Here is a 25901-nt window from a genome sequence, read left to right on the forward strand (position 1 = left end):
GATGGTCAGGGGGTGACGAAGACGACGATGTCGGTTTCGGGGCCGCGGACCTCGGGCTCCTGCCAGCCGAGGTGGCGGTAGAAGGCGATCGCGTCGTGGTTCTGGTTCCAGGCGAGGAGCCAGGCCCGGGCGCGCTCCTGGGTGGCGGTCTCGAGGAGGCGGCGGGCCAGGCCGGTGCCGCGGGCGTGTTGCAGTACGCCGAGCTCGTCCACCTCGTACGCGCCGATCAGCAGCTCCTCGACCTGCTCGCTACCGATCCGGGCAAGCACGCTCCCGTACGACCGGTCGGTCCGGAACGGCGCCGGCGTCGTCCACCCGGTCAGGAACCCGGCGATCCGCCCGTCCTCCGACCGCTCGATCCACGCCTGGAACCCGTCCCGCTCGGCGTCCGTCTCCAGCCGTTTCCGGAACGCGATCCGGGTCTCCTCGGGATCGCGCTGCTCGAACGGCGGCGCCGTGAACACCTCGACGTACGCCGTGGTCAGTTCGTCCGCGATCTCCAGAATGTCCCGCCCATGCGTCTGCACCGCTCCAACCTACCGATGGAGCGGTGCGCGCTGCCGGCGCTGCGGCCTCAGTTGGTCGAGGCGGCCGCCGCGCTCGCGGTTGCGGCGCCGGGCGAGCCCGGCGTCGCCGCGATCGTCTCCAGTTCGGCGCGGAACTGCGGAAGCATCCAGCGCAGCGGCTGGTCCAGAACCCGTGCGATGGCCGCCTCGTCGACCTTCAGCAGGCCGCCGATCCGGGCGAGCGCGTCCGGCTCGTCGGTGGCGGCGTACAGCAGATGGACGACCTCGTGCCGATGCGCGAACACGGCGAGCGCCGCGGCCGCGAGTCCGGCGTCGATCTCAGGCGGACTCGTGATTTCCCCGTTGACTGTCACGTCATCCTCAACCCGTCCGGACGCCGATCGGTTACGTGTCAGTCTTTACAGTTGGCCAAATCTCAACCGGCCACTCTCAACTGTGTATTTCTCAACTGGGCAGCCAGGACACCTTGCCGAGCAGGTACGTCGCCCCGATCAGGGCCGTCGTGTCGATCAGGGTGTGCGCGACGACGAGCGGCATGATCCGGCCCCACCGCCGGTACAGGTAGGTGAAGATCACGCCCATGACCACGTTTCCCGCGAACCCGCCGAGCCCCTGGTAGAGGTGGTACGAACCGCGCAGCAACGAGCTGGTCGCGGTGGCCCGGCGTACCGACCATCCGAGTTGGTCGAGCCGGTGGTTCAGGTACCCGAGCACGATGACCTCCTCGAGTACGGCGTTCTGCGCGGAGACCGCGAGCAGGATCGGGATCCGCCACCAGTCGTCAGGCAGCTGCGACGGGTCGACGGTCAGGTTCACGCCGGTCGCGTGTGCACCGATGTAGAACACCAGGCCCGCTCCCCCGACGGCGGCAGCGATCGCCGTACCGCGGCCGAGGTCGCGCATCCTGTCGCGCAGGTCGAACCCGATCGTCCGGAACGACTCCTTGCCCCGCGCCAGCAGGTGCCCGACCAGCGCGACAGGCACCAGGGCGGTGACCACCGCGAAGACCTGCCACGCCAGATCCAGCCACGGCCGGCCCGGCGCGCGCGAACCGACGATCACGGCGGTCTGCCCACTGATCGGCTTCGACGACGTCAGCACCCCCGTGAACGAGATGATCGCCGCCACCCCGGACGCCCCGAGCGACAACGCGAGCACCAACCAGATCTCCCGCGAAAGCACCGACCGACTGACGTCCGCCGGAGGAGCCGATGCCGAGGAGGGCGGGTGGTCGGCGGGGTTCGTCATGGTTCAACTATCCCGCGTGGGACCACCCAGCAGGTCGAGCAGGTGGCTGAAGACGTCGGCGGTGTCGGCCCGCAGCTCGTACTGCGACTGCACCTGGAGACCGTCGGAGAGCGCGATCAGCAGGGTCGCGATCGTTTCCGGGTCGGCCGATGCGTTCAGCGTTCCGGCGGCCTGACGGGCGCGGACCGCGTCGGCGAGAGCCTCCCGGATCCCGGCGTACCGCTCGACGAAGTACTCGTGAGAGCCGTGTTCCGGGTCGCCCGCCTCGGCGGAGAACGTCGAGTACAACTGCACAAGGCCAGGCACCGACCCGTTGTGGCGGACGATCGCGGTCAGGTTGTCGATCGGGTCACCGGTCTCGAAACGCGCCCTATCGGCCTCGTCCCGGGCCCGCAGCACCGCCTCGAACAGCTGCTCCTTCGAGCCGAAGTAGTGCAGCATCCCGGCCTCGCTGAGCCCGGCCGCCGCGGCCAGTTCGCGCGTCGACGTCTTCCGGTACCCGTGCCGCGCGATCACCTCCAGCGCGGCCCGCAGGATCTCGGCGCGCTTGGCGACGCCTTTCGCGTACGGGCCCCGGGAATTTGCCATTTTCAAAACCTAGCATCACTTGGTTTTCAGACGTACAGTCGTCGCCATGAACTTCGACGACCTGCTCGGCCGGCTCTCCCTGGAGGAGAAGGTCCGGATCCTGACCGGCCAGGACTTCTGGTCCACCCACCCGCTGCCTGCGATCGGGCTGCGTTCGATGGTGCTGTCCGACGGCCCCAGCGGCGTCCGCGGCGCGGTCTGGGACGAGCGCGACCCGTCGCTGAATCTCCCGTCAGCAACCGCTCTCTCGTCGTCCTGGGACGTCGGCATCGCCCATCGGTACGGCGTAGTGTCGGCGCTCGAGGCGCGCCGGAAGAACGTCGACGTGGTGCTCGGCCCGACGATCAACCTGCACCGTTCCCCGCTCGGCGGCCGGCACTTCGAGGCGTTCAGCGAGGACCCGGTCCTGACCGCGGACCTGGCCGCGGCGTACGTCGCCGGCGTACAGGAGCTCGGCGTCGGCGCCACCCCGAAGCACTACGTGGCGAACGACTTCGAGACCGACCGCTTCACCGCGAACGTGGTGGTCGACGAACGCACGCTGCGCGAGGTGTACCTGCTGGCCTTCGAGAAAGCGGTGACCGAGTCGAAGGCGTGGCTGGTGATGAGCGCCTACAACTCGATCAACGGCGCGACCGCGTCAGAGAACGACCTGCTCGAGACCCCGCTCAACACCGACTGGGGCTTCGACGGTGTCGTCGTCAGCGACTGGACCGCCGTACGCAGCCTGGAGAGCGCCAAGCACTCGCAGGACCTGGCGATGCCCGGCCCGGTCGGGGCGTGGGGCGACGCGCTCGTCGAGGCCGTCCGCTCCGGTGAGATCAAGGAGGACACGATCGACCGCAAGGTCCGTCGCCTCCTCGCACTCGCGGCCCGCGTCGGTGCCCTCGAAGGCTTCGAGAAGCCGGCCGACCCGCCGCAGGTCGACGGCATCGCCTTCGCCCGTACGGCGGCCGCGGAAGGCACGGTCCTCCTCGCGAACAGGAACGAACTGCCGTGGAGCGGTCTCCAGCGCGTCGCGGTCATCGGCCACAACGCGCGCGACGCCCGGACGCAGGGTGGCGGCAGCGCGACCGTGATCCCGTCGGCCGTGGTCTCACCGCTCGACGGTCTCCGCGCCGCCCTCCCGGACGTCGAGGTCACGTACTCGATCGGAGCCATCGTCCAGGAGGGTGTCGCCGAGCTCCCGCCGGCCACGATGACCAACCCGCAGTCCGGAGAGCCGGGCGCCCGCGTGCGGTTCCTCGGCGCCGACGGGACCGAATTGTTCGCCGAGGACCGTTTCTCCAGCGCGCTCGTGTACCTCGGCGGCAACGCGCCGATCGGCGAGTCGGCGGTCTTCGAGTTCCGCACCACGTGGACGCCGAGCGAGTCCGGCGCGATCCAGCTCGGCTTCGCGTCGGTCGGCCAGGGGCGGATCTTTGCCGACGGCAAGCTCCTCCGCGAGGACACCGCGGTCCCGGTCGGCAACGACCTGGGCGCCGCGCTGCTCTCCCCGCCGTCGATCTCCACGCCGCTCGAGGTCACCGCCGGCACGCCGATCGACGTACGCGTCGAGCTCGACCTGCCCAAGGTCGAAGGCGGCCTGAGTAACGCGCTCAGCATCACCGTCGGTGTCGAACCGAGCAATGACGACCCGCAGGCTCTGATCGACGAGGCCGTCGCCGCGGCGCGGGCCGCCGACGTGGCGCTGGTTGTCGTCGGCACCAACTCGAAGGTCGAGTCCGAAGGCTACGACCGGACCTCGCTCGCGCTCCCGGGCCGGCAGGACGACCTGGTCCGCGCGGTCGCGGCCGCGAACCCGCGAACGGTCGTGGTCGTGAACGCAGGATCCCCGGTCCTCCTCCCCTGGCGGGACGACGTCGCCGCGGTGCTGGCGACGTACTTCGGCGGTCAGGAATACGGGGACGCGCTCTCCGACGTTCTCCTCGGCCGTACCGAGCCGGGCGGTCGTCTCCCGACCACGTGGCCGCGTGAGCAGCAGGACGTCCCGGTCATCAACGTGACCCCGGAGGACGGCGTCGTGCGGTACGACGAGGGCATCCACATCGGGTATCGCGCCTGGCTCAAGGCAGGCACCGAGCCGGCGTACGAGTTCGGTCACGGTCTCGGGTACACCACCTGGGAGCTCTCCGATCTGCGCGCGAACGACCCGTCGTCCGTCGCGCTGACCGTGCGCAACACCGGCGACCGCGCCGGCAAGCACGTCGTCCAGGTGTACGTGGAACGCGCGGAGAGCGCTCTCGACCGTCCCGCCCGCTGGCTGGCCGGGTTCGGCGTCGTCCGTCTCGATGCGGGTCAGGCGCGCGAGATCACGATCGGCCTGCACGAGCACGCCTTTGAGCACTGGGACAACGAATGGGCCACGGAGCCCGGTGCCTTCACGATCCGAGCCGGCTCGTCGGTTTCGGACCTACCGCTCTCCACGGAGCTCGAGGTCCGTTAGCTGCCCGGCTGTACGAGCTCATCGGGGCTCGGGGCGGTTCGACGCCGGTCGCCGGACAACCCGGCGGCCGGTGTCGGACTGCCAGTACAGGACTGATCGGCCAGAACGGCGGCGTTCGAGCAAGCCGGCGTCGGTCAGCACGCGCAGGTGGTCGGAGATGGTGGCGAGGGACAGACCGGTGGTGGCCACGAGCAACGTTGTGCTCACCGGCTCGGCGGCCTCGACCAGGATGCGGGCGCGGTTGCGGCCGAGCAGCTGCGCCAGCGGTTCGTCCGGCGTTTCCGTTGTCGCGAAGATGCCGGTCACGGGATAGGTCAGCGCGAACCGATCCGGCAGCCGCCAGCTGACGTTGACGCGTTGGGTGTGCGCCGCGATGAACATCAGGTCGCGCCCGCGGACGTCGGTCGGCGGGTAGTCCCAGCGGTTCACCTGGATCCGTCCGTCGCCGAGCCACCGCACATCGGGTCCGAGTCCTCGCAGTACGCCGGACCACCCCTGCTCGCTGAGACGCGACGTCCGCGACACGACATCGGCCTGCAGCACCCGCAACCGCCGCGGCCAGTCCGGCTCGACCGTCGTCCGCCACACCCACCGCAGCAACTCGGCCGCCTCCGCGGCCAGCCCGGTCGACGAGAGCAGGATCTCCGGCAACGGCGTCCGTACGACGCTCAGATCCGCGCGGATGTGATCGTCGTCCAGCGACGTCAGGTACTCCAGCTCCTCCTCGATGGTGAGATCGGGCTCCAGCGGCGGCACGGTGAGGAAGTCCGCCGCCCAGCTGTACCCGAAGGCAGCGTCCAGGAGCGCCGCCCACACCGGCTCGGCCGCCAACGCAGCCTGGAACGCGCCCACGTGCGCGTCCTTCCACGGCCGGAACCACGGCTCGACCGGCGCCCGCAGCAGCTTCAGCGCGGACACGGTCTCGGTCAGCTGCGACGTACCGAACCGCGCGTTCACGAGGGTGTCGGCATCGACCAGGAACTCGGACAACGTTTCGCCTCCACCCGAAACTGTAGGCGACGCGGGAACGGCGGTCGATGCTGCGGACCATGAGTACGTACCGGGCGATCTTCGCCAACCGGGAGTTCCGGAACCTCTGGATCAGCAGCGCGCTGGGCAACGCGTCCTCGACGATGACCAGCCTGACGCTCGCGATCCTGGTCGACGCCGCGACCGGATCCGCGTTACTCGCGGCGACCGTCATGTTCGGACCGTCACTCGCGCAGGTTCTCGGCGTTTCCACGCTGATGTCCGCGGCGGACACGGCGCGTCCCCGCCAGGTGCTCACGCTGCTCTCGGTTCTCTCGACCGTTGCGGTCGGCATCCAAGCCGCGTTCGGGCTCTCCGCCGGTCTCCGGCTCGTCCTGTCGCTCGCGGTCGCGTACGGGCTCTCGATCGGGGCCGGCGTCCGCTGGGGGCTGCTCGGCGACGTCGTGCACTCCGACCAGTTCGTCCTCGGCAGGTCCGCGATGAACCTGTCGGTCGGCGCGATGCAGATCGCCGGCTTCGGCATCGCGGGCGTTCTCCTGCAGGCGGTCGCCCCGTCGACCGTGCTCTGGATCGCGACCGCCTGCGCCGCCCTCGTGGTACCGGTCATCCGCTTCGGCCTCCACGATCGCGCCCCGCGCAGGATCGCGCGGACCGGCCTCGCCGAGACGTGGCGCGGCAACCGCTCTCTCCTTTCTCTGACCCGCATCCGCCCGTTGCTGCTTGCGCTCACGCTCCCGAACGGCCTGATCGTCGGCTGCGAGGCGCTGTTCGTCCCGTACGCCGGATCCCGCGCCGGCTGGTTGCTCGCCGCCGGTGCCGCCGGGATGATGACCGGCGATCTCGTGGTCGGCCGTTTCCTGACGCCCGAGGGTCGCCGGATCGCGGGACAGGTTCTCCGGTTCGTGCTGGCGGTACCGTTTCTCGGTTTCCTGTTCGATCTGCCGATCGCGATCCTCTGCGTCTTGGTCGCTCTCGGGAGCAGCGGTTACTCGGCTTCGCTTGCGCAGCAGGAGGTGCTGGTCGAGCTGGCCCCGGGCGCGCTACGAGGCCAGGTCCTCGGATTGGAGTCCGCGCTGCGGATGACGACCTTCGGTGTGGTCGCGATCCTGGCGGGAGCGCTCGCCGACCTGACCGCGCCGGCCCCGGCGATCGCCACGTTCGCTGCGGCCTCGCTGCTGGTGTCGATCATCCTCACCCGCCCGCTGCACCGCGTGATGCGGCCCGCGCGCTGGATAGGCTCGGCGCATGGAAGTGGTTCGGTTGCGGAAGGTCTCCAAACGGTACGGACGCCGGGAGATCCTGGCTGACGTCGACCTGCAACTGAACGCCGGTGAACTGCTGGCCTTGGTCGGCGCGAACGGTTCCGGCAAGTCGACCGTGCTGCGGCTGATGGTCGGCCTGTCGCGACCGTCCGCGGGAACGGTGCATCGCACTGCCGACGTCGTCAGCTATGTGCCCGATGTGTTCACGTCGCACGATCGGCTGTCGGCCTCGGCGTACCTGCGGCATATGGGGCGGATCCGTGGACTCGGTACGAGAACGGCGAGAGACCGCTCTCTCGAGTTGCTCGACCGACTTGCGCTCTCGGGCGGCGCGGACACCCCGATGCGCAAACTGTCGAAAGGCAACGCGCAGAAGGTCGCGCTGGCGCAGGCGCTGCTCGATCCACCACAGCTGCTCGTTCTCGACGAACCCTGGGCCGGCCTCGACGCGACCGCTCACTCGACCCTGCGCGAGCTCCTCACCGAGACCGCGGAACAAGGCGCCGCAGTCGCCTTCACCGAACACTCCGCCGAAGTCGTCCGCTCAACCGCAACCCGCGTCTGCGCACTCGACCACGGCCGACTCACCTCACTGCGCCAACAAACCGCCCTCACCGAACTCCACCTGATCCCCACCCAGTTGAACGGCGCGGGCGTCGACTGGGAACGTCACGCGGACGTGCTGGAGGTACGGCGTGCTGAAAGCGGCGTGACTGTGCTGCTGCCGACCGGGCGGCACGACGCCGCGCTACTGACCGCGCTGAACCACGGGTGGTCGGTCGTCAGCGTGCGGCAGGTGAAACCGGAGTGAGCGCTCTCTACCGTTACCTGCTGACCAGCGTCCTGCTCTCCCAGCGGTACCTTCCGCCGACGCTGATCTTCCTCGCCGCGATGGCCGTCGGTACGACGTCGGACAACGGCCCGCTGCAGTCGTCGTACGCGTTCTGTGTGCTTGCGATGCTCGTCTGCACGACCTGGCTCACCGTCAGCATCGTCAACCACGAGGACCCGACCCAGCGGAAGATCACGCTGGTGATGATCGGCAGCTCGCTGCGTGTCCTGACGATGACGGTCGCCGTGGTGATCACCTGGTGCGTACCGCTCCTGGTGATCGGGCTCGTCTACCCGATCCTCACCGGCAAGCACGTCGTCACCGCAGGCGACCTCGCCGTCGGAGCGGCCGCGCAACTCGGTGCGGCGATGATCGGGATCGCGATCGGCCTGCTCTGCTCGCGTCTCGTGATCCCGCGGATCGGGGTCGCGATGCTCACCGCGGCCGCCGCGATCCTCGCCGTACTGCTGCTCCGCTGGATCTCCCCGATCCGCCCGATCATGACCGTGCTTTCCGACGAGAAGTCAGCCGGCGCGAACGCCGTACCGCTCACGCTCCTGGCCGCGCTCTCCGCGATCCTCCTGTCGGCCGCCGTCCTCGCGACGAAGCTCCTCGCCGACCGCAAGGAATGATCAGGAAGCAGCGACCGCCGACAGGCCGTGCGGGGCGGCTGAGCCGCGGATGATCAGGGTGGTCGCCAGCTCGACGTGATGTGACGCGACGGGCTCCCCTGCGGCCAGCTGCAGCGCGGTCCGTACGGCGACTGCGCCCATCTCGCGCAGCGGCTGCCGAACCGTGGTGAGCGGCGGCGAGGCGAGCCGGGCGACCTCGGTGTCGTCGAAGCCGACCACGCTGAGATCTTGCGGTACCCGCAGGCCGCGCGCCCGCGCCGCCTCCAGGATCCCGAGCGCGACCTCGTCGCTGCCCGCGAAGATCGCGGTCGGCCGCTCCGGCAGGTCGAGCAGCTTGGTGCCGCCGGCCAGCCCGTCGTCGTACAGGAAGTCGCTCATCCAGATGTACTCGGCCGGTACGCCGGCGCCGATCGACTCCATCGCGCTGCGGTAGCCGCTCAGCCGGGCCTGGTTGCAGCCGGACGTCGGCGGACCCCCGACGTATCCGATCCGGCGGTGGCCGAGGGACAGCAGGTGCTGCGCTGCCGCCATCCCGCCGGCGAAGTTCGTCGAGCCGACGCTGATCACGTCGGGCTCCGGGGTGTTCGCGGGATCGATGATCACCAGCGGCAACCTGGCCCGGGACAGCGCGGCCAGGTCGGCGGCGGACAGCTCGCTGGTGACGCCGATCGCGGCCCGGCGCCCGCTGGCGATCAGCTGCCGGATCCAGCCGGCCGCCCGGCCTGGTGTCGCGCTGCCGCTCCCGGTCGGCGGATGCTTCGGATGCGAGGTCATCACGACGTCGACGCCGGCCGCCTGACCGGCCTCGACCACGCCCTGGATCACCTCGACCGAGTAGGCGTTGACGACGCCTTGGTAGAACAGCTCGATCGTCTCCCGGTGCACCGTGTCCGGGCGGCGCCCGACGTACCCGTGCTTCGCGAGGACGTCCTGGACGCGGGCCCGGGTCGACGGCGAGACGTCGCTGCGCCCGTTCAGCACCTTGGAGACCGTCGCGACCGAGACACCGGCCGATCCGGCCACCGTGGCCAGGGTGACGCGACCCTTCAGCGGCGACATCTCATCACCCTCCTCCACCGTCGTCGCTCACAAAGCTGATCGTCACCGGTGTCGTCAGGACCCGGTCGTGTCCGACCACCCTCACATCCCCGATGATCCGCAGCATGCCACGACACGGCAGGTCCAGCGACGACGTGCCCACCATCACTTCGACGTCCCCGGGCTCGACGATCCGGCGCAGATCGGGGCCTGTGTACGCCGTGCGATCGGCGTGTACCCGGAACGTGACGTCGGCCGCCCGACCGGGTTCGAGCGACACCCGCGCGAACCCCGTCAGCAGCTTCAACGGCCGGGCGACCCGGGCGACAACGTCGCGCAGGTACAGCTGCACGACCTCGTCGCCGCCGCGGTCACCCGTGTTCGTCACCCGTACGGTGGCCGTGAACTCGCCCTCGTTGCCGATCTCCGGCACGCTCAACCGGAGATCGGCGATCGTGAAGTCCGTGTACGACGCCCCGTACCCGAACGGATACAGCGGCCGGGTCTCGAGCCCGCTGATGCCCGCGCTCTCGACACTCCCGAGCGCCGGCTGCAGGTACGTACCGGGCTGCCCACCCACATGCCGTGGGATCTGCACCGGCAGCTTCCCGCTCGGCACGATCCGCCCACTCAGTACGCCGGCAATCGCCGCCGCACCCTCCTGCCCCGGGAGGAACGCCTGCACCAACCCGGCGGCCCGATCCGCGAACAATCCCAGCGCGTAAGGCCGCCCCGACACCACCACCACGACAACGGGTCGCCCTGTGTCGAGCAACGCGTCCAGCAGGTCACCCTGCACACCAGGCAGCCGCAGATCCTCCGCGTCACATCCTTCGCCCGAGGTCCCGTGCCCGAACAGCCCGGACAGGTCACCCACGAAGACGACACACACCTCCGAGTCCTCAGCCGCAGCAACAGCCGCGGCGAATCCGGAGCGATCGTCCCCGATGACCTCACAACCCTTGGCGTACGTAACCTCGACGCCGGCCAACTCGTTGCGCAAGGCATCGAGCGGGGAAGCGATCGAGATCCCCGGCCCACGCTCGGGATACCGCGGAAGCACGTGATTCGGGAACGCGTAGCAGCCCATCAACGTCCGCGGGTCATCCGCGCAGGGACCCACCACGGCGACCTTCGCGACACCCGACAGCGGAAGCACCGAGCCGGCGTCCAGCAACACGACCGACTTCTCTGCAAGCTCACCCGCAAGGGCCCGATTGACAGCCGAATCCAGATCGACACCGGACTGCACCGAACCCTCAGGTGTCCAGTCCTCGTCCAGCAGACCGAGCTCGGCCTTCTGCAGCAGCACCCGCCGCGCCGCCCGGTCGATCAGCTCCTCGGACACCTCCCCCGCCTTCACCTTGTCCAGCAGGCTCAGGTACCCGATCGTGTCCGGCAGTTCGACGTCGGTCCCGGCCGTCAACGCGAGGACCCCCGCGTCCGCGTTGTCCGCCGCCACCCGGTGCATCGACGCCAGGAACGGCACCGCCCAGTAGTCCGAGACGACCGTCCCCCCGAAGCCCCACTCCTCCCGCAGTACGTCGGTGAACAGCCACGGATCCGCGCTCGCGGGCAGCCCGTCGAGGTCGGCGTACGAGCTCATCACCGACCCGGCGCCGGCCGTCGCGATCGCGGTCTCGAACGTCGGCAGGATGATGTCCAGCAACTCGCGACGCCCCATCGACACCGGCCCGTGGTTCCGTCCGGCGCGCGACGCGGAGTACCCGGCGAAGTGCTTGAGCGTCGCGACGACGCCCGCGCTCTGCAGACCACGCACGTACGCCGAACCCAGGATCCCCACCAGATAAGGGTCCTCGCCCATCGTCTCCTCGACGCGGCCCCAGCGGTAGTCACGCACGACGTCGAGCACCGGCGACAGTCCTTGATGCACGCCGACCGCTGCCATGTCGCGCCCGATCGCCGCCGCCATCCGCTCGACCAGCGACGGGTCGAACGTCGCACCCCAGGCGATCGAGGCCGGATAGACAGTCGCGCCGTACGTCGTGAATCCCGTGAGGCACTCCTCGTGGACCAGCGCCGGCACACCGAGCCGCGACTCCTTCAGCACCACCTCGTGCTGCCTGACAACCTCGGCGATACCCTGCTCGACCGTCTGCGGGTAACTGCCCCAGACCCGGGTGAGATGACCGAGCCCGTCGCGACTCGCGTCCGCCAGCGACAGCGAACCGCCGACCGAGAACACGTCCTCCATCGGCGCCACGTTGATCGTCTCGTCCGGCGACCGCTCAGCGAGCTCCGCATCGGCCATGTCGTTACCGGCCCAGCGGCTGCCGAGCTGCGCGATCTTCTCCTCCAGCGTCATCGCCGCCAGCAGCAACTCCGCCCGCTCCGCGGCGGGCAGCGCCGGGTCGCGCCAGGGCCGGTCAGTCGAGATGGACAAGAAAATCTCCCTTGATGAACGTTCCATTCGGTGAGCAATTATCGAAAACTTTTCGATACCCTCCGGTCGACCCGGCCGATCCGCCGTAGATCGATGAATCCCCTGTGCTAACAGGCGATTACGTGACCTCACTGTGACCCCAAAGTCAGCTTAGTTCAAGTCTTGACAGCACTATCTCCGAAATCTATGTTTCGAAAACAAGTCATATCGGCAGGTGCTTCCGCAACCTGTGGGGGCAGCACGGACGACGGAGATCACTGTGGATCCCATGACGACATCCCGACGGACCTTTCTAGGTTTCGTCGGTGGCGGCGCACTGGCGGCCGGCCTCGCCGCGTGCGGCAGCTCCGGCCCGAAGAGCACGCCCGGTTCGACCGCCGGAGCCGGCGGCGCGGGCAGCGGGGCGACGTACTGGTTCCTCACCGGCCAGCCGCAGCAGGCCATCCGCGAGGCGCAGGTCAAGCGGTTCAACGACGCGAACCCGGACACCAAACTCAAGACCACCGAGTTCCAGAACGACGCGTTCAAGGCCAAGATCAAGACCGCCATCGGCGCCGGCCAGGGGCCGACGCTGATCTGGGGCTGGGGCGGCGGCGGCCTGAAGGCGTACGTCGAGGCGGGCCAGGTCGAGGACCTGACCGACTGGCTCACCAAGGACCAGGCCGACCTGAAGAACTCGATCTTCCCGTCCGCCTTCACGGCGGCGACCGTCAACGGCAAGATCTACGCGGTGCCGGGCGAGACCGTGACGCCCATCGTGCTGTTCTACGACAAGCGCGCGTTCGAGAAGATCGGCGCCGAGCCCCCGAAGTCGTGGCAGGACATCATGGCGCTGGTGCCCAAGTTCAACGAGAAGGGCATCGCGCCGTTCTCGCTCGGCGGGCAGTCGCGCTGGACCAACATGATGTGGCTGGAGTTCCTCTTCGACCGGATCGGCGGCGCCGAGGTCTTCCAGAACATCTTCGACGGCAAGAAGGACGGCTGGTCCGACCCGTCCGCGCTGAAGGCGCTCGAGGAGATGCAGAACCTGATCAAGGCGAACGGCTTCATCAAGGGCTTCTCCTCGATCACCGCCGACTCCAACGCCGACCAGGCCCTGCTCTACACCGGCAAGGCCGCGATGATGCTGCACGGCGCCTGGACCTACGGGAACATGAAGACTGCTGGTGGCGACTTCGTGACCGGTGGGCACATGGGCTACATGAACTTCCCGCCGTACGACGGCGGCAAGGGCGACCCGAGCGACACCGTCGGCAACCCTGGTCAGTACATGTCGATCTCGTCCAAGGCAACGGACGCCGAGAAGGCGACCGCGAAGAAGTTCATCGCGAACAACACCCTCGACGACGCCACGGTGGACGCCTGGGTGAAGTCCGGCAACATCCCGGTCGTGAAGAGCGCGAAGGACAAGCTCGCGTCGATCACCGACAAGAACGACTCCGCCTGGCTGAACTTCGTCTACGACACCGCGGCGAACGCGAAGAACTTCGCGCAGTCGTGGGACCAGGCGCTCAGCCCGACCCAGGCCGAGACGCTGCTCGACAACATCGCCAAGCTCTTCCAGCTGTCGATCTCCCCGCAGCAGTTCGCCACGAACATGAACGCGGTGATCGGCCAGTGAGTGTGACCGCCCCGCCCACTGCACCGGCGACCGGCCGCACAGTCTCGTCCGGCACCGGATCGTCCGGGGTCGGGCGGAGCGGTCCGGTCGCCTGGATGGTGCTGCCCGCGCTCATCCTGTTCACCGTGTTCGGGGTCGTCCCACTGGTCGGCGTACTCGTGCTGAGCTTCACCCAGTGGGACGGCCTCGGCGCGATCCACAACGCGGGGCTGTCGAACTGGAAGTCGGTCCTGTCCGACTCCCAGTTGCCGCGCAGCATCCTGGTGACCTTCGAGATCATGATCCTGTCATGGCTGGTGCAGACCCCGATGAGCCTGCTGCTCGGCACGTTCCTCGCCGGGCGGCAGCGGTACCGCGCGTTCCTCGCCGTCCTCTACTTCATCCCGCTGCTGCTCAGCTCGGCCGCGATCGCGATCACCTACAAGGCCCTGCTCGACCCGAACTTCGGGCTCGGCCCGGGCCTGCACCTCGGCTTCCTCACCCAGGACTGGCTCGGCAAGAGCAACCTCGCGGTCGGCGTGGTGATCTTCATCGTGTCCTGGCAGTTCATCCCGTTCCACTCGCTGATCTACCAAGGCGGCGTGCGAGCGATCCCGACCACGATGTACGAGGCGGCCTCGATCGACGGCGCCGGCCGGATCCGGCAGTTCTTCAGCATCACCGTGCCGCAGCTGAAGTACACGATCATCACGTCGTCCACCCTGATGGTGGTCGGCTCGCTGACGTTCTTCGACCTGATCTTCGTCCTGACCGCGGGCGGTCCCGGCGACGCGACGCGCGTCCTCGCCCTCGACATGTACAAGCGGGGCTTCATGTCCAACCAGATGGGCCCGGCGAGCGTGATCGCCGCCCTCATCGTGCTGCTCGGCCTGGCACTCGCCCTACTGCTGCGCCGGCTCGGCGGCAGTACGACGGCAAGCCAGCAGGAAGGTGCGTGACATGGCTGTGGCTACCAGCAGCTCGGGTACGGCGACCAGCCCGGTGCGCAGCCCATCGTTTCGCGCGCGCAAACTTCTCCAGCTGAACTGGTTCGGCGGACTGGCCGGCTGGATCTGGCTGGGGATCGTGCTCATCCCGCTGTACTGGATCGTCGTCACCAGCTTCAAGGACCAGAGCGCGTACTTCACCCAGAACCCGTTCGCGCTCCCGTCCGCGCCGACGACGAACAACTACAAGCTGGTCATCGAGTCCGACTTCCCGCGGTACTTCCTGAACAGCATCATCGTCACCGTGGGGACGATCCTCCCCGCGATCGCGATCTCGTTCATGGCGGCGTACGCGATCATCCGCGGCGCCGGCAGCAAGTTCCTTGCCGGGGTCAACGGTCTGTTCCTGATGGGGCTGGCGATCCCGCTGCAGGCCACGATCATCCCGGTGTACCTGCTGATCATCCGGATGCATCTGTACGACAGTCTGCTGGCGCTGATCCTGCCGTCGATCGCGTTCTCGATCCCGCTGTCCGTGCTGGTGCTGGCGAACTTCATCCGCGACGTACCCAAGGAACTGTTCGAGTCCATGCGCGTGGACGGCGCCACCGAATGGGGCATGATGCGCAAGCTCGCACTGCCGCTCACCCGGCCCGCGCTCGTCACGGTCAGCATCTACAACGGCCTCGGCGTCTGGAACGGTTTCCTGCTGCCCCTGATCCTCACCCAGAGCCCCGACAAGCGCACCCTCCCGCTGGCATTGTGGACGTTCCAGGGCCAGTACAGCGTCAACGTCCCGGCAGTCCTGGCGTCCGTCGTCCTCACCACGCTGCCGGTCGTCATCCTGTACGCCGTGAGCCGCCGGCAACTGCTCAGCGGCCTCACCACGGGCTTCAGCCGCTAGAGCACGTCACAACCTCCTGGTCCCGGGACGGATCGCCCACGACGCAAGCGCCAGTACGGCGAAGGCGGCGGGGGCGATCATCCCGGTGTACTGGTGTGCGGCGGCGTTCGAGGCCGCCGCGCCGGTCATGTTGATCAGGACGCCGGCGTACGCCCACTCCTTCAGCCGCGGCATGTCTCGCGCGGAGACGGCGCCCGGCAGCGGATGCTGACGGCCGCACTCGACGTACTCGACGAAGCCGGGCTGGCCGGGTTCACGATGGAGGCCGTCGCACGGCGCGCCGGCGCGAGCAAGGCCACGCTGTACCGCCGCTGGCCGACCACCGGCGCACTGCTGGTGGACGCGATGGACGCGACCTACCGCCCGTTCCCCACACCTGACACCGGGTCGGTCACCAAGGACGTCACCGAGATCCTGACCGCGTTCGTGACCCTGCTGGAACGTACGCCGTTCCCTCGGCTGCTCGCCGCGTTCATCGACGCCGCCGAGCGCGACCCTGCCCTCTCGAAACTCCACACAGACCTGACCAACCGCCGCCGCGAGCCCCTGCTCACAGTGCTCGAACGCGGCCGGGAGCGCGGCGAGCTACCGCCCGACACAGACCCCGAACTGACCACCGACCTGCTGACCAGCCGTTCTTCTATCGGCACTTCGTTGCCCACCGCCCCATTCCGCGCGGCATGGTGGCGGACGTGATCCGGCGCGTCCTGAATCCCTTGCGGTAAATCACCCAAAAAGGTACCGTGGGGTGTTTGTGCCGTAAAACAAAAAAGAAGCCCTCTTCGGGCTTCTAGGAACAGATTATCAAACTCTTCGGGTTTGTGCAAGGGATCGGGGGCAGGGGTGCTGGAGCAGGAGATCGCTGCAGAGCAAGGCGAAGTGACGATCATGTACGAGCGGCTCGATGTGCTGCGCGAAAAGGCACGCGGCGACCTGGGCCGCGTGCAGGCCGAGGAAACCACCGAGACGGATCAGGCCTGGTCGGAGCGGGAGTCGTTCACGGATCTGTTCTCCGGACGGTTCTCGCAATTGTCGTCGGTGGAACGCGGATTGTGTTTCGGGCGGATCGACGAAACCGCCGGCGAACGGTTCCACATCGGCCGTATAGGACTGTTCGACGACGACTACAACCCGCTGCTGATCGACTGGCGGACGCCGGTCGCGCAGGTGTTCTACCGGGCCACCGCGGCCCAGCCGCTCGGCGTCAAACGCCGCCGGCACATCCGGCTGCACGGCCGGACCGTGGTCGGGGTCGACGACGACCTCCTCGACGCCGACGCGATCGACGACGGCGAACGCAGCACGCTGATCGGCGAGGCGGCGCTGCTCTCGTCGCTCAGCGCGAGCCGCACCGGCCGGATGAACGAGATCGTCGCGACGATCCAGTCCGAGCAGGACGAGATCATCCGGTCCGGCCTGCCCGGGGTGCTCGTCGTGCAGGGCGGTCCGGGTACCGGCAAGACCGTGGTCGCGCTGCACAGAGCGGCGTACCTGCTCTACACGCATCGCGAGCAGCTCGGCCGGAGCGGCGTACTCGTCGTGGGCCCCAACAGCACGTTCCTGCGCTACATCGACCAGGTACTCCCCTCGCTCGGTGAGACCGACGTCGTCCTCGCGACGATCAGCGAGATGTTCCCGGGCGTCGCGGCGACCGTGCCGGAGCCGGCCGAGGCGGCCCGGATCAAGGGCAACCTGGCGATGGCCGACGTGATCGCGCAGGCGATCGCCGGCTTCCGGGTCGTCCCGGCCAAGCCGATCCACCTGAAGATCAACCAGGACGAGCTCGTACTGCGCCCTGACGCGATCCGCAAAGCACAACAAGGTGCGCTCGCGGCGCAGCCCCTGCACAACCGGGCCCGACCGCTGTTCGTCCGGCGCGTCCTCAAGATCCTCACCAACCAGGTGGTCGACCGCATCGGCCGGCAGTACGTCGGGGACGCGGACATCGAGGACATCCAGCAGGAACTGTTCGACGACGACCAGGTCCTCGAGCTCCTCGACCAGTTGTGGCCCGAACTCACACCGCAGCTCCTCGTCTCGGTGCTGTTCTCCTCGGACGACCGGCTCGCCGCCGCGGCACCGCATCTCAGTCAGTCCGAGCGTTCCGCCGTACTGCGACCACTCGCCGCGGACTGGACTCCGTCGGACGCCGCCCTGCTCGACGAAGCGGCCGAGTTGCTCGGTGAGACCGCGGACGTCGTTGTCGGACGCAAGCGCCAGGCGGCCGAAGACGCTGCCGCCGAGGAGGCGGGCCGGCAGTACGCCCGTGGCATCGTCGACATCGAGCTGACCGCCGAGCGGATCACGATCGAGCCGTGGGAGATCGAGCAGTTCAAGGATCTGATCGCCCAGCGCACGCGCGTGTTCAACCGCCCGGCGAGTAGCGCCGAGGGCGCGGCGTACGACCGCAACTGGGTGTTCGGCCACGTGATCGTCGACGAGGCGCAGGAGCTGTCCGCGATGGACTGGCGGATGCTGATGCGCCGCAGCCCGCGTCGGTCGATGACGATCGTCGGCGACATCGCGCAGACAGGTTCGGCCGCCGGCGTACGGTCCTGGGCCGAACGCCTCGACCGGTACGCCGCCCGCCGCTGGCGCACCGCCGAACTGACCGTCAACTACCGCACCCCGTCCGAGATCATGACGATCGCCGCCGACGTCCTCGCCGCCATCGACCCGGCACTGACACCACCGACCTCGGTCCGGGAGACCGGCGTCGAGCCGTTCATCGACCCTGTCCCCGACGGATGTCTCACGGACGCCCTCCGAACCCAGATCAAGTTCGAGCAGGCCGCGGTCGGCGACGGCCGCCTGGCGGTCATCGTGCCGGCCTCACGGTACGACGAGTTCGCCGCCGCACTACCAAACGTTGCCCACAGCCACGATCCCGCGGTCCTCGACAACGCCGTCGCCCTACTCGACGTACCGCAGTCCAAAGGCCTCGAATTCGACGCCGTCCTGATCGCCGACCCCGCCACCATCGTCACGGAATCCGACCGCGGCCTCTCCGACCTCTACGTAGGCATCACCCGAGCCACCAAACGCCTAACAATCATCGGCAACCTCCCGGACGTGCTCACTCAGGTACGACATACTCCGTGGTTCTTGGGTGGCGGACCAGCTGGCGAGTAGTTTGAAGGCGTCCGCGGTCGGCGAGGTGGCTGGGGCGGTGTAGACGATCAGGGTGAGGCCGGGGTCGGACGGGAATTCCATGGCCTCGAAGTCGATCTCGAGGTCGCCGACGACCGGGTGGTGCAGCTTCTTGCGACCCGAGCGGTGGAAGCGGACGTTGTGGTCGGCCCAGCGTGCCCGGAACGTCTCGCTGCGGGTGGACAGCTCACCGATCAGATCACTGAGCGCCTTGTCGTGAGGGTTCTTGCCCGCTTGCAGCCGCAGTACGGCGGCGATGTCGTCGGCGGCCCGCTCCCAGTCCACGAAGAACTCCTGCGAGGCCGGATCCAGGAACGTGAACCGGGCGGTGTTCGCCGGCCGACGCGGGTCGGCGAACATCGAGGCGTACAGCGCCCGCGACAGCTGGTTCGCCGCGAGGATGTCCAGGTGGCCGTTCCGGATCCACGCCGGCGCGTCGGTGATCGTGTCGAGGACCTGTTGCAGGGCCGGGCGAATACCTTTCGTCGCCGCGCGTCGACGTACCGGAGTGGCGTCCGACTCGCGGGCGAGCGTGAACAGATGGTCGCGCTCGGCCTCGTCCAGCTGCAACGCCCGGGCGAGCGCCTCCAGAACGCCGCCGGACGCGCCGGCCAGGTTCCCGCGCTCCATCCGCACGTAGTAGTCCACCGAGACGCCGGCCAGCAGGGCGACCTCTTCGCGCCGCAGCCCTTTCACGCGACGGTTGCCGCCGTACGCCGGCAGGCCGGCACGCTCGGGAGTGAGCCGGGCGCGGCGGGAGCTGAGGAACTCCTTGATCTCGGCTCGGTGGTCCATAGCGTCCAGCCTACGGACCGGTGCAGATCCGAGGGTTGGTTGGGGGCTGGGATGATCGTCGGGTAGTGAAGGTTTGGTTACTGACGGTGAGATCGTTGGGCTAATGTGTAAATTCCGTAACGAGGAGACTCCCGGAAAGCACTCTCCTCACGTAATCTGCCCAACCATGCACAGAGGCGAGCGGCGGGCCAAGCGGCCCAATGTCGTGTGGTCCGTGTTCGTGTTCCTCGTGGTCAGCGCGCTCGCTGGAGCGTTGACCGCCGGTCTGGCCCTCCCCTTCGCCGGGCTGGCCGGCGTGACTACGGCCAAGGCGCACGAGACGGTGCAGTTCCTGCCCCAGGACCTGCAGACGGCGCCGCTTGCGCAGAAGTCGATCATCCAGGCCGCGGACGGCAAGGTCATCGCGACGCTGTACCAGCAGAACCGGACGCCGGTCTCGCTGAAGGCGATCAGCCCCGTGATGCTGAAGGCGATCGTCGCGATCGAGGACGACCGGTTCTACGAACACGGCGCGCTGGACTTCAAAGGCACCCTGCGCGCGCTGCTGCGCAACCAGTCGTCCGGCGGGGTCTCCCAGGGCGGCTCGAGCATCACCCAGCAGTACGTGAAGCTGAGCCTGATCAACAAGGCCCGCACGCCAGAAGAGGTCAAGGACGCCACCGCCGAGACCTACGAGCGGAAGATCGCCGAGCTGCGCTACGCGATCGCGGTCGAGAAGGAGATCCCGAAGACGGAGATCCTGAACCGCTACCTGAACCTGGCCTTCTTCGGTGACCGTTCGTACGGCGTCGAGGCCGCGGCGATGCACTACTTCGGCGTCCACGCCGCCAAGCTGAACCTGCCGCAGGCCGCGATGCTGGCCGGCCTGGTGAAGAACCCGACCGGGTACGACCCGATCGACAGCCCGCTGCGCGCGAAGGCCCGTCGCGACGTCGTCCTGCGCCGGATGAACGAGCTGAACATCATCACCGCCAAGGAGGCCCGGGACGCGATCAAGACCCCGGTGATCGACCCCAAGAAGGTCCGCGTGATCCCGAGCGGCTGCGCGAACTCGACGTACCCGTTCTTCTGCGAGTACGTCGTCTCCAAGCTCAAGGCGAACAGTGCGTTCGGCAAGACGCCGGAGGAACGCGAGAACTACATCGAGACCGCCGGCCTGGTGATCAAGACCTCGCTGGACAGGAAGACGCAGGCCGCCGCCCAGTCCGCGATCGCGCAGCATTCGAAGGCCGGCGACCAAGCCGTCGCCGCGATCACGATGGTCGAGCCGGGCACCGGTCTGGTGAAGGCGATGGCGCAGAGCCGCCCGTACGGCGCGAAGAAGGGGCAGACGGCGTACAACTACAACGTCGAGAAGTCCTACGCCGGCGGGTTCGGCGGGTTCCAGAACGGGTCGACGATGAAGGCGTTCACGATCGCCGCCGCGATCGGCAAGGGCGTGCCGACGACGTACCGGATCCGCTCGCCGCAGACGATCAGCCTCGGCGGCCAGAACTTCAGTACCTGTAACGGCCCGATCTCGGTCGACTCGTACAACCCGAAGAACTCCACGAAGACCGTCCTCGACCCGTCGATGGTCGACGCGGCCCGTGCCTCGACCAACACGTACTTCCTGCAGTTGTCCCAGCAGATCGGTCTCTGCCCGATCACCACGATCGCCTCCCAGCTCGGCATGTTCGACGCGCAGACGCTGAAACCGCTGCAGCAGGTGGTCTCGTTCACGCTCGGCTCGGCGGGTTTGATCACGCCGCTGATGCTGTCCAACGCGTACGCGACGTTCGCCGCCCGCGGCATGTACTGCAACCCGCAGATCGTCACGTCGATCACCTCGCTGAAGACCGGCAAGGCGATCCCGACGCCCGGCCCGAACTGCCACCGGGTGCTGTCGCCGGGCGTCGCGGACGGTGTCAACTACGTGCTGCAGCAGGTGATGGCGAAGGGCGGTACCGGCGCCAAGCTGAAGTTCGGGAACAGCGACCTGGCCGGCAAGACAGGCACCATCCAGGAGAACCAGGCCGTCTGGTTCTCCGGGTACTCGTCGAAGCTCGCGGCCGCGTCCGTGGTCGCCGACGCCGACCCGCCGGCGGAGAACCTGATCGACCAGATCTTCAACGGCAAGGAGCTCAGGGACGCCTCGGGTTCCGGCACCGCCGGACCGATCTGGGAGGCCGCGATGCAGGGTGCGTTGCAGGGGTTGCCGACCACCAAGTTCGTGAAGCCGGACGACATCATCATCCGCGGCAAGGTGAAGGACCTGCCGTACCTGAAGGGCATGACGCCCGCGGACGCGGCCGCGAAGCTGCTGTCGATGGGCTTCAAGGTGCAGATGAGTCACGGCCCGCAGGTCGACTCGGACGCGCCGGCCGGCACGGTCGCCTGGACGAATCCGCGGCAGGAGGACGGCGCGCCCGACGGCGCGACGGTCCTGCTGTACATCTCCAACGGCAGCAAGGCCCTGCCGCCGACACCGCCGGTCACCCCGCCGACGCCACCCGTGACGCCGCCGACCATCAAGCCGCCGCCCGGGCTCCCGACCTGCATGCCGTGGGATCCGCGCTACCCCAAGTGCAGGCGCGGCTGACCCTGGTTCTCGCCTACCGTTCAGGGTGCAAACCGAACGAGGGGTGAGGGTGTGCGGCGTCGCAAGCTCGCGGTCACAGGTCTGATCGGTTTCGTCCTCGGGGCGTTGATCGCCACGGTGATCGTGGTCCTCCTGACGAGGGACGAGCCGTCGTCCGCGAGCGGTACGGCGCCGGTCCCGAGCGCGGCCCCGGTCACCGCCAAGCTGCCCAAACTGAACCTGTCCGCAACGAACCGTCGGGCACCGATCCCCGGTCTCCCGGACTGGAGCAAGGCCGGGTACCGCGAAGGCGCCGGCCTGCCCGATGACGCGAAGGTCAACCCCGACCAGAAGTGCACGATCGGCGCGGACCGGCTGGCGAGCGAGTACGGCGTGACACCGGACGACTCGAAGGACGACTCCGACGGTCTCCAGAAGGCGATCGACGCGATCCGGACGGGCTGCTCGGAGCAGGCGTCGTACGACAAGCTGTCGCTGATCGAGCTGCCCGCGGGTCAGCTCGATGTGTCGAAACAGCTCGGCGTCGACGCCGACTACCTGATCATCCGCGGCGCCGGCGCCGACAAGACCCGGTTTGTGTTCCGTCCGGACGAGAACACCCGGTACGACGCGCTCACCAAGGACGGCGGCGACTGGGACGAGGACGGGATGGAGTTCGAGGACGGCACCGGCGGCTGGCTGTGGCCGGGTCGCGGGTTGTTCCGGGTGCAGAGCCGGGGCGTCGATCCGGACTACCAGGAGGCGTACGAGAAGGCGCCCGCGAACCGCAAGGATCTCTTCGAGGGCACGGTCAACGTGCACTGGAAGGCGGGCCTGAAGCTGCGCGAGAAGCCCGGTGGCGCCGGGTTCTCCGCGAAGGCCGGTGACACGGTGATCTACCTCGACGAGAAGGCGAAGCTCGACACCGTGAAGCCCGGCGGGTACGTGAACGTGCGGGCCGCGAACACGATGAAGTTCTACGAGCAGCAGCAGGCGCTGCCGACCGAGCACGAGTTGCAGAACCTGCACATGCGGCAGCAGATCTTCACCGTCAAGGCCGTCGACGAGGCACAGCACACCATCACGATCGACAAGCCGCTGGAGTACGACGTACCGGTCGACTCGACCTCGGACGGGTCGGAGAAGATCGAGAACAAGTCGTATGCGTCGAAGCTGTCGCCGCTCGTCGATCCGGTGCTCGGGGTCGGGCTGGAGAACTTCTCGCTCACCCAGCCGGTCGATGCCAAGGCCGCGGACGCTGTTCACAACTACGGCAACCTCGCGCCGGCGGACGAGATGCACGGCGTCGTGCTGAAGTGGGCGGTGAACTCGTGGGTGCGCGGCATCCGGACCACGATGACCGGCTCGCACGCGATCGTCACCGAGGAGGCGAAGAACCTGCAGATCCAGGACAACGTCTTCGACGGCGCGTGGAACAAGGGCAAGGGCGGCAACGGGTACCTGCGCGGCTCACGGGTCTGGGACTCGGTGTACGCCGGCAACATCTCCCGCGGCCTGCGCCACCTCACGCTGCAATGGTCCGCCTCCGGCAATGTTGTCATCGGCAACGACCTGGACTCGGACCTGAACCTGCACGGCGGCTGGGAACGCCGCAACCTGTTCGAACTGAACACGGTGCACGTCCCGTACGAGCACCGCTCCGCGAACTGCAAGTCGAACTGCGGCGGCGAGGGCGGCGAGCAGAAGGACGACTCCACCTGGTACCCGATCTGGTGGGGCGCCGGCCAGAAGGCCGTCAAGTGGTCCGGCGCGACCGGCCCGCAGAACGTCTTCTTCAACAACACCCTGACGAAGCAGGCAAAGGCGGCCGGTCCGTACCAGCCGTACCTCGCCAACGCCCACACGATCTACCAGTTCGGCTGGAACGGAACGACGTACCAGCACCTCACCCAGAGCACCAAACCGATCGCCGACTGGGCCGGTCACGAACAAGACGGCTTCACGAAGTCCGGCGGCGTAGACGCCACCAAGACCGACACAGGCCAGTCCCTGTTTCTGCGCTCCGTCGGGTGATCACTAGGCTGGGGGTCAACACCTAGTACTTGTGAAAGGACTCCCCCGTGAGTGTCGATGAGCTGACTGCCCAGGTTGAGCGTGCGCGCCAGGACTACGAAGCGCTGGTGGCGAAGGGGCTGAAGCTGGATCTGACGCGGGGGAAGCCGTCGCCCAAGCAGCTGGATGCGGCGAACGGCGTGCTGGCGCTGAGCGGGGATCCGGTGTCCGCGGACGGGACGGATCTGCGGAACTACGGCGGGCTCAACGGGCTGCCGGAGGTACGGGCGATCTTCGCCGAGGACCTGCAGGTGCCTGTCGAGCAGCTGCTCGCGGCCGGGAACTCGAGCCTCGAGCTGATGCACGACGCGATCGTGTACGCGCTGCTCGGGAAGGTTCCGGGCGCCGAGCGGCGGTGGGCCGACGTCGAAGGGCTGGCGTTCCTCTGCCCGGTTCCGGGGTACGACCGGCACTTCGGGATCTGCGAGCGGTACGGGATCAAGATGATCCCGGTGCCGATGACGCCCGAGGGTCCCGACATGGATGTCGTCGAGCGGCTGGTCGCCGAGGACGCCGCGATCAAGGGCATCTGGTGCGTGCCGAAGTACAGCAACCCGGACGGCACGGTGTACTCCGACGAGACCGTCCGGCGGCTCGCCGCGATGGAGACCGCGGCGCCGGACTTCCGGATCTTCTGGGACAACGCGTACGCCGTACATCACCTGACCGACTCCCCCGCGCAGCTCGCCGACATCCTTGCTTTGTGCGACGCGAACGGGCACCCGGACCGGGCGTTCGTGTTCGGGTCGAGCTCGAAGATCACCTTCGCCGGCGCCGGCGTCGCGTTCTTCGGGTCCTCACCGGCGAACATCGAGTGGTGGCTGAGCCACACGGTGAAGCGGAGCATCGGGCCGGACAAGATCAACCAGCTCCGGCACGTGCAGTTCCTCCGCGACGCCGACGGCCTGCGCGAGCACATGCGGACGCTGGCCGCGCTGATCCGGCCGAAGTTCGACGCGGTCGACAAGATCCTCACCGCCGAGCTCGGCGGCACCGGCCTCGCGTCCTGGACGGCGCCGGCAGGCGGTTACTTCGTCAGCCTGCAGGTCCCTGAGGGCTGCGCCCGCGAGGTGGTCGCCAAGGCGAAGGCGGCCGGGATCGCGATCACACCGGCCGGCGCCACGCACCCGTACGGCGACGACCCGACGGACCAGGTCATCCGGATCGCACCGACGTACCCGGAGCTGCCCGAGGTCGAGGCGGCGATCACCGGCCTTGCCACCTGCGTCCGGCTGGTCGCTTCGGAGAAGCTGCTCGCGGATCAGACACCCTCAAGCCTGAGGCGGTAGGTCGAAGAGCAGGCAGTTCGAGGTTGCGTGGGCGAGGAGTTTGCCGCGTTCGTCGTACAGGTGGGCCTCGGCGACCGCCGTACGACGACCGCGGCTGATGATCCCGCCCTCGCAGCGCAGCACGCCCGAGTCGATCGTGACCGGCTTGATGAAGCGGGTCATCAGGTCGAGTGACGTGTAGCCGACGCCGGCCGGCAGCGTCGAGTGGACGGTGCAGCCGGCGGCGGTGTCGAGCAGTGTCGCGATGACGCCGCCGTGCACCGTGCCGAGCGGGTTGTAGTGGAACTCGGCAGCCGGCATGAACACCGTGACCTTGCCTTCCTCGGGCTCGAACCCGGTCGCTCCGACCAGTTGCAGGATCGGCGGCGCCGGGATTCGCCCGTCCCGCATCGCCTGCAGCATCTCCAGCCCGGTCGAGCCACCGACCTGCGCCGCGGTCTCGGCCGGGTCGGTCCAGGTGAACGTCCGGCTCCGCGCCGCCTGCTGAGTTTCCGTCATGGACCGAGCGTCACACCGCCCACCTGAGTCTGTCAACGAGACTTAGCACTCAGTGCGGGACAAGCGTATGAACTACAGGCGATTCGGCGGGTGGAGGTTTCTCTTCGCAGCAGGGTGG

Annotated in this window: 22 protein-coding genes; 12 read left to right on the top strand and 10 right to left on the bottom strand. The window is 68.3% G+C overall.

The window, feature by feature from the left end; translation table 11 throughout:
• Positions 1 to 5: 5 nt before the first annotated feature.
• The 4 genes from ACLJOO_RS32515 to ACLJOO_RS32530 form a co-directional block, all read right to left on the bottom strand.
• Complete coding sequence (locus ACLJOO_RS32515; protein WP_410791453.1) at positions 6 to 527, bottom strand: GNAT family N-acetyltransferase; 522 nt, start codon at positions 525 to 527, stop codon at positions 6 to 8.
• A gap of 47 nt (positions 528 to 574) precedes the next feature.
• Complete coding sequence (locus tag ACLJOO_RS32520) at positions 575 to 880, bottom strand: hypothetical protein (protein ID WP_410791454.1); 306 nt, start codon at positions 878 to 880, stop codon at positions 575 to 577.
• Positions 881 to 971: 91 nt separating this feature from the next.
• Complete coding sequence (locus ACLJOO_RS32525) at positions 972 to 1775, bottom strand: CPBP family intramembrane glutamic endopeptidase (RefSeq protein ID WP_410791455.1); 804 nt, start codon at positions 1773 to 1775, stop codon at positions 972 to 974.
• A gap of 3 nt (positions 1776 to 1778) precedes the next feature.
• Positions 1779 to 2363, bottom strand: coding sequence for a TetR/AcrR family transcriptional regulator (locus tag ACLJOO_RS32530; RefSeq protein WP_410791457.1), 585 nt, complete (start codon positions 2361 to 2363; stop codon positions 1779 to 1781).
• 46 nt (positions 2364 to 2409) lie between these two features.
• Here ACLJOO_RS32530 and ACLJOO_RS32535 point away from each other — a divergent pair, with 46 nt between their 5' ends.
• Entirely contained in the window at positions 2410 to 4809 is a 2400-nt protein-coding gene (locus ACLJOO_RS32535) for a beta-glucosidase family protein (protein ID WP_410791458.1), read from the top strand.
• 18 nt (positions 4810 to 4827) lie between these two features.
• On the opposite strand, the gene ACLJOO_RS32540 is transcribed toward ACLJOO_RS32535, so the two are convergent.
• Positions 4828 to 5799 (bottom strand): ArsR/SmtB family transcription factor, encoded by a 972-nt coding sequence (locus tag ACLJOO_RS32540; protein WP_410791459.1) that lies wholly within the window; start codon positions 5797 to 5799, stop codon positions 4828 to 4830.
• Between the two features lie 59 nt (positions 5800 to 5858).
• Between ACLJOO_RS32540 and ACLJOO_RS32545 the strand changes: the two genes are divergently transcribed.
• Genes ACLJOO_RS32545 through ACLJOO_RS32555 form a run of 3 tightly spaced genes read left to right on the top strand, consistent with a single transcriptional unit; the run spans position 5859 to position 8525 of the window.
• A complete protein-coding gene (locus tag ACLJOO_RS32545) occupies positions 5859 to 7106 on the top strand; it encodes a hypothetical protein (RefSeq protein ID WP_410791460.1) in 1248 nt (415 codons plus the stop codon).
• The gene (locus ACLJOO_RS32550; RefSeq protein WP_410791461.1) at positions 7045 to 7872 is read left to right on the top strand and encodes an ATP-binding cassette domain-containing protein; all 828 of its coding nucleotides are present in this window, start codon (positions 7045 to 7047) and stop codon (positions 7870 to 7872) included. Before ACLJOO_RS32545 ends, ACLJOO_RS32550 begins: the two co-directional genes overlap by 62 nt.
• Complete coding sequence (locus tag ACLJOO_RS32555; protein WP_410791462.1) at positions 7869 to 8525, top strand: hypothetical protein; 657 nt, start codon at positions 7869 to 7871, stop codon at positions 8523 to 8525. The genes ACLJOO_RS32550 and ACLJOO_RS32555 overlap by 4 nt, the downstream gene beginning before the upstream one ends.
• Here ACLJOO_RS32555 and ACLJOO_RS32560 read toward each other — a convergent pair whose 3' ends face one another.
• Both ACLJOO_RS32560 and ACLJOO_RS32565 read right to left on the bottom strand, forming a co-directional pair.
• Positions 8526 to 9584, bottom strand: a complete 1059-nt coding sequence (locus tag ACLJOO_RS32560; protein ID WP_410791463.1) for a LacI family DNA-binding transcriptional regulator — start codon at positions 9582 to 9584, stop codon at positions 8526 to 8528.
• 4 nt (positions 9585 to 9588) lie between these two features.
• Positions 9589 to 11967: a glycoside hydrolase family 3 N-terminal domain-containing protein gene (locus tag ACLJOO_RS32565; RefSeq protein ID WP_410791465.1), complete on the bottom strand. Its 2379-nt coding sequence runs from the start codon at positions 11965 to 11967 to the stop codon at positions 9589 to 9591.
• A 268-nt stretch (positions 11968 to 12235) separates the two neighbouring features.
• Between ACLJOO_RS32565 and ACLJOO_RS32570 the strand changes: the two genes are divergently transcribed.
• From ACLJOO_RS32570 to ACLJOO_RS32580, 3 genes are read left to right on the top strand one after another with little or no spacing between them, the layout of a single operon-like run.
• A complete protein-coding gene (locus tag ACLJOO_RS32570; protein ID WP_410791466.1) occupies positions 12236 to 13588 on the top strand; it encodes an extracellular solute-binding protein in 1353 nt (450 codons plus the stop codon).
• A complete protein-coding gene (locus ACLJOO_RS32575) occupies positions 13585 to 14526 on the top strand; it encodes a carbohydrate ABC transporter permease (protein ID WP_410791467.1) in 942 nt (313 codons plus the stop codon). Before ACLJOO_RS32570 ends, ACLJOO_RS32575 begins: the two co-directional genes overlap by 4 nt.
• Before the next feature lies 1 nt (position 14527).
• Positions 14528 to 15418 (top strand): carbohydrate ABC transporter permease, encoded by an 891-nt coding sequence (locus ACLJOO_RS32580; protein WP_410791468.1) that lies wholly within the window; start codon positions 14528 to 14530, stop codon positions 15416 to 15418.
• 6 nt (positions 15419 to 15424) lie between these two features.
• On the opposite strand, the gene ACLJOO_RS32585 is transcribed toward ACLJOO_RS32580, so the two are convergent.
• Positions 15425 to 15592 (bottom strand): DoxX family protein, encoded by a 168-nt coding sequence (locus tag ACLJOO_RS32585; RefSeq protein WP_410791469.1) that lies wholly within the window; start codon positions 15590 to 15592, stop codon positions 15425 to 15427.
• A 30-nt stretch (positions 15593 to 15622) separates the two neighbouring features.
• On the opposite strand from ACLJOO_RS32585, the gene ACLJOO_RS32590 reads away from it, so the two are divergent.
• Both ACLJOO_RS32590 and ACLJOO_RS32595 read left to right on the top strand, forming a co-directional pair.
• On the top strand, positions 15623 to 16114 hold the full coding sequence (locus ACLJOO_RS32590) for a TetR/AcrR family transcriptional regulator (RefSeq protein WP_410791470.1): 492 nt from the start codon (positions 15623 to 15625) through the stop codon (positions 16112 to 16114).
• A 147-nt stretch (positions 16115 to 16261) separates the two neighbouring features.
• A complete protein-coding gene (locus tag ACLJOO_RS32595) occupies positions 16262 to 18550 on the top strand; it encodes a HelD family protein (RefSeq protein ID WP_410791471.1) in 2289 nt (762 codons plus the stop codon).
• Here the strand turns inward: ACLJOO_RS32595 and ACLJOO_RS32600 are convergent.
• Complete coding sequence (locus ACLJOO_RS32600) at positions 18464 to 19363, bottom strand: helix-turn-helix transcriptional regulator (protein WP_410791472.1); 900 nt, start codon at positions 19361 to 19363, stop codon at positions 18464 to 18466. The genes ACLJOO_RS32595 and ACLJOO_RS32600 overlap by 87 nt on opposite strands.
• Before the next feature lie 166 nt (positions 19364 to 19529).
• Here ACLJOO_RS32600 and ACLJOO_RS32605 point away from each other — a divergent pair, with 166 nt between their 5' ends.
• Genes ACLJOO_RS32605 through ACLJOO_RS32615 form a run of 3 tightly spaced genes read left to right on the top strand, consistent with a single transcriptional unit; the run spans position 19530 to position 25285 of the window.
• Positions 19530 to 21944 carry a transglycosylase domain-containing protein gene (locus ACLJOO_RS32605; protein WP_410791473.1) on the top strand — a complete coding sequence of 805 codons (2415 nt, stop codon included), beginning with the start codon at positions 19530 to 19532 and terminating at the stop codon, positions 21942 to 21944.
• Between the two features lie 51 nt (positions 21945 to 21995).
• Positions 21996 to 23957, top strand: coding sequence for a hypothetical protein (locus ACLJOO_RS32610; RefSeq protein ID WP_410791475.1), 1962 nt, complete (start codon positions 21996 to 21998; stop codon positions 23955 to 23957).
• 47 nt (positions 23958 to 24004) lie between these two features.
• Positions 24005 to 25285 (top strand): aminotransferase class I/II-fold pyridoxal phosphate-dependent enzyme, encoded by a 1281-nt coding sequence (locus tag ACLJOO_RS32615; RefSeq protein WP_410791476.1) that lies wholly within the window; start codon positions 24005 to 24007, stop codon positions 25283 to 25285.
• Here ACLJOO_RS32615 and ACLJOO_RS32620 read toward each other — a convergent pair.
• Complete coding sequence (locus tag ACLJOO_RS32620; RefSeq protein WP_410791477.1) at positions 25268 to 25783, bottom strand: PaaI family thioesterase; 516 nt, start codon at positions 25781 to 25783, stop codon at positions 25268 to 25270. The two genes, ACLJOO_RS32615 and ACLJOO_RS32620, sit on opposite strands and share 18 nt — an antisense overlap.
• Positions 25784 to 25901: the final 118 nt, after the last annotated feature.

The sequence above is a fragment of the Kribbella sp. C-35 genome (assembly GCF_046549195.1).
Taxonomy (GTDB): domain Bacteria; phylum Actinomycetota; class Actinomycetes; order Propionibacteriales; family Kribbellaceae; genus Kribbella.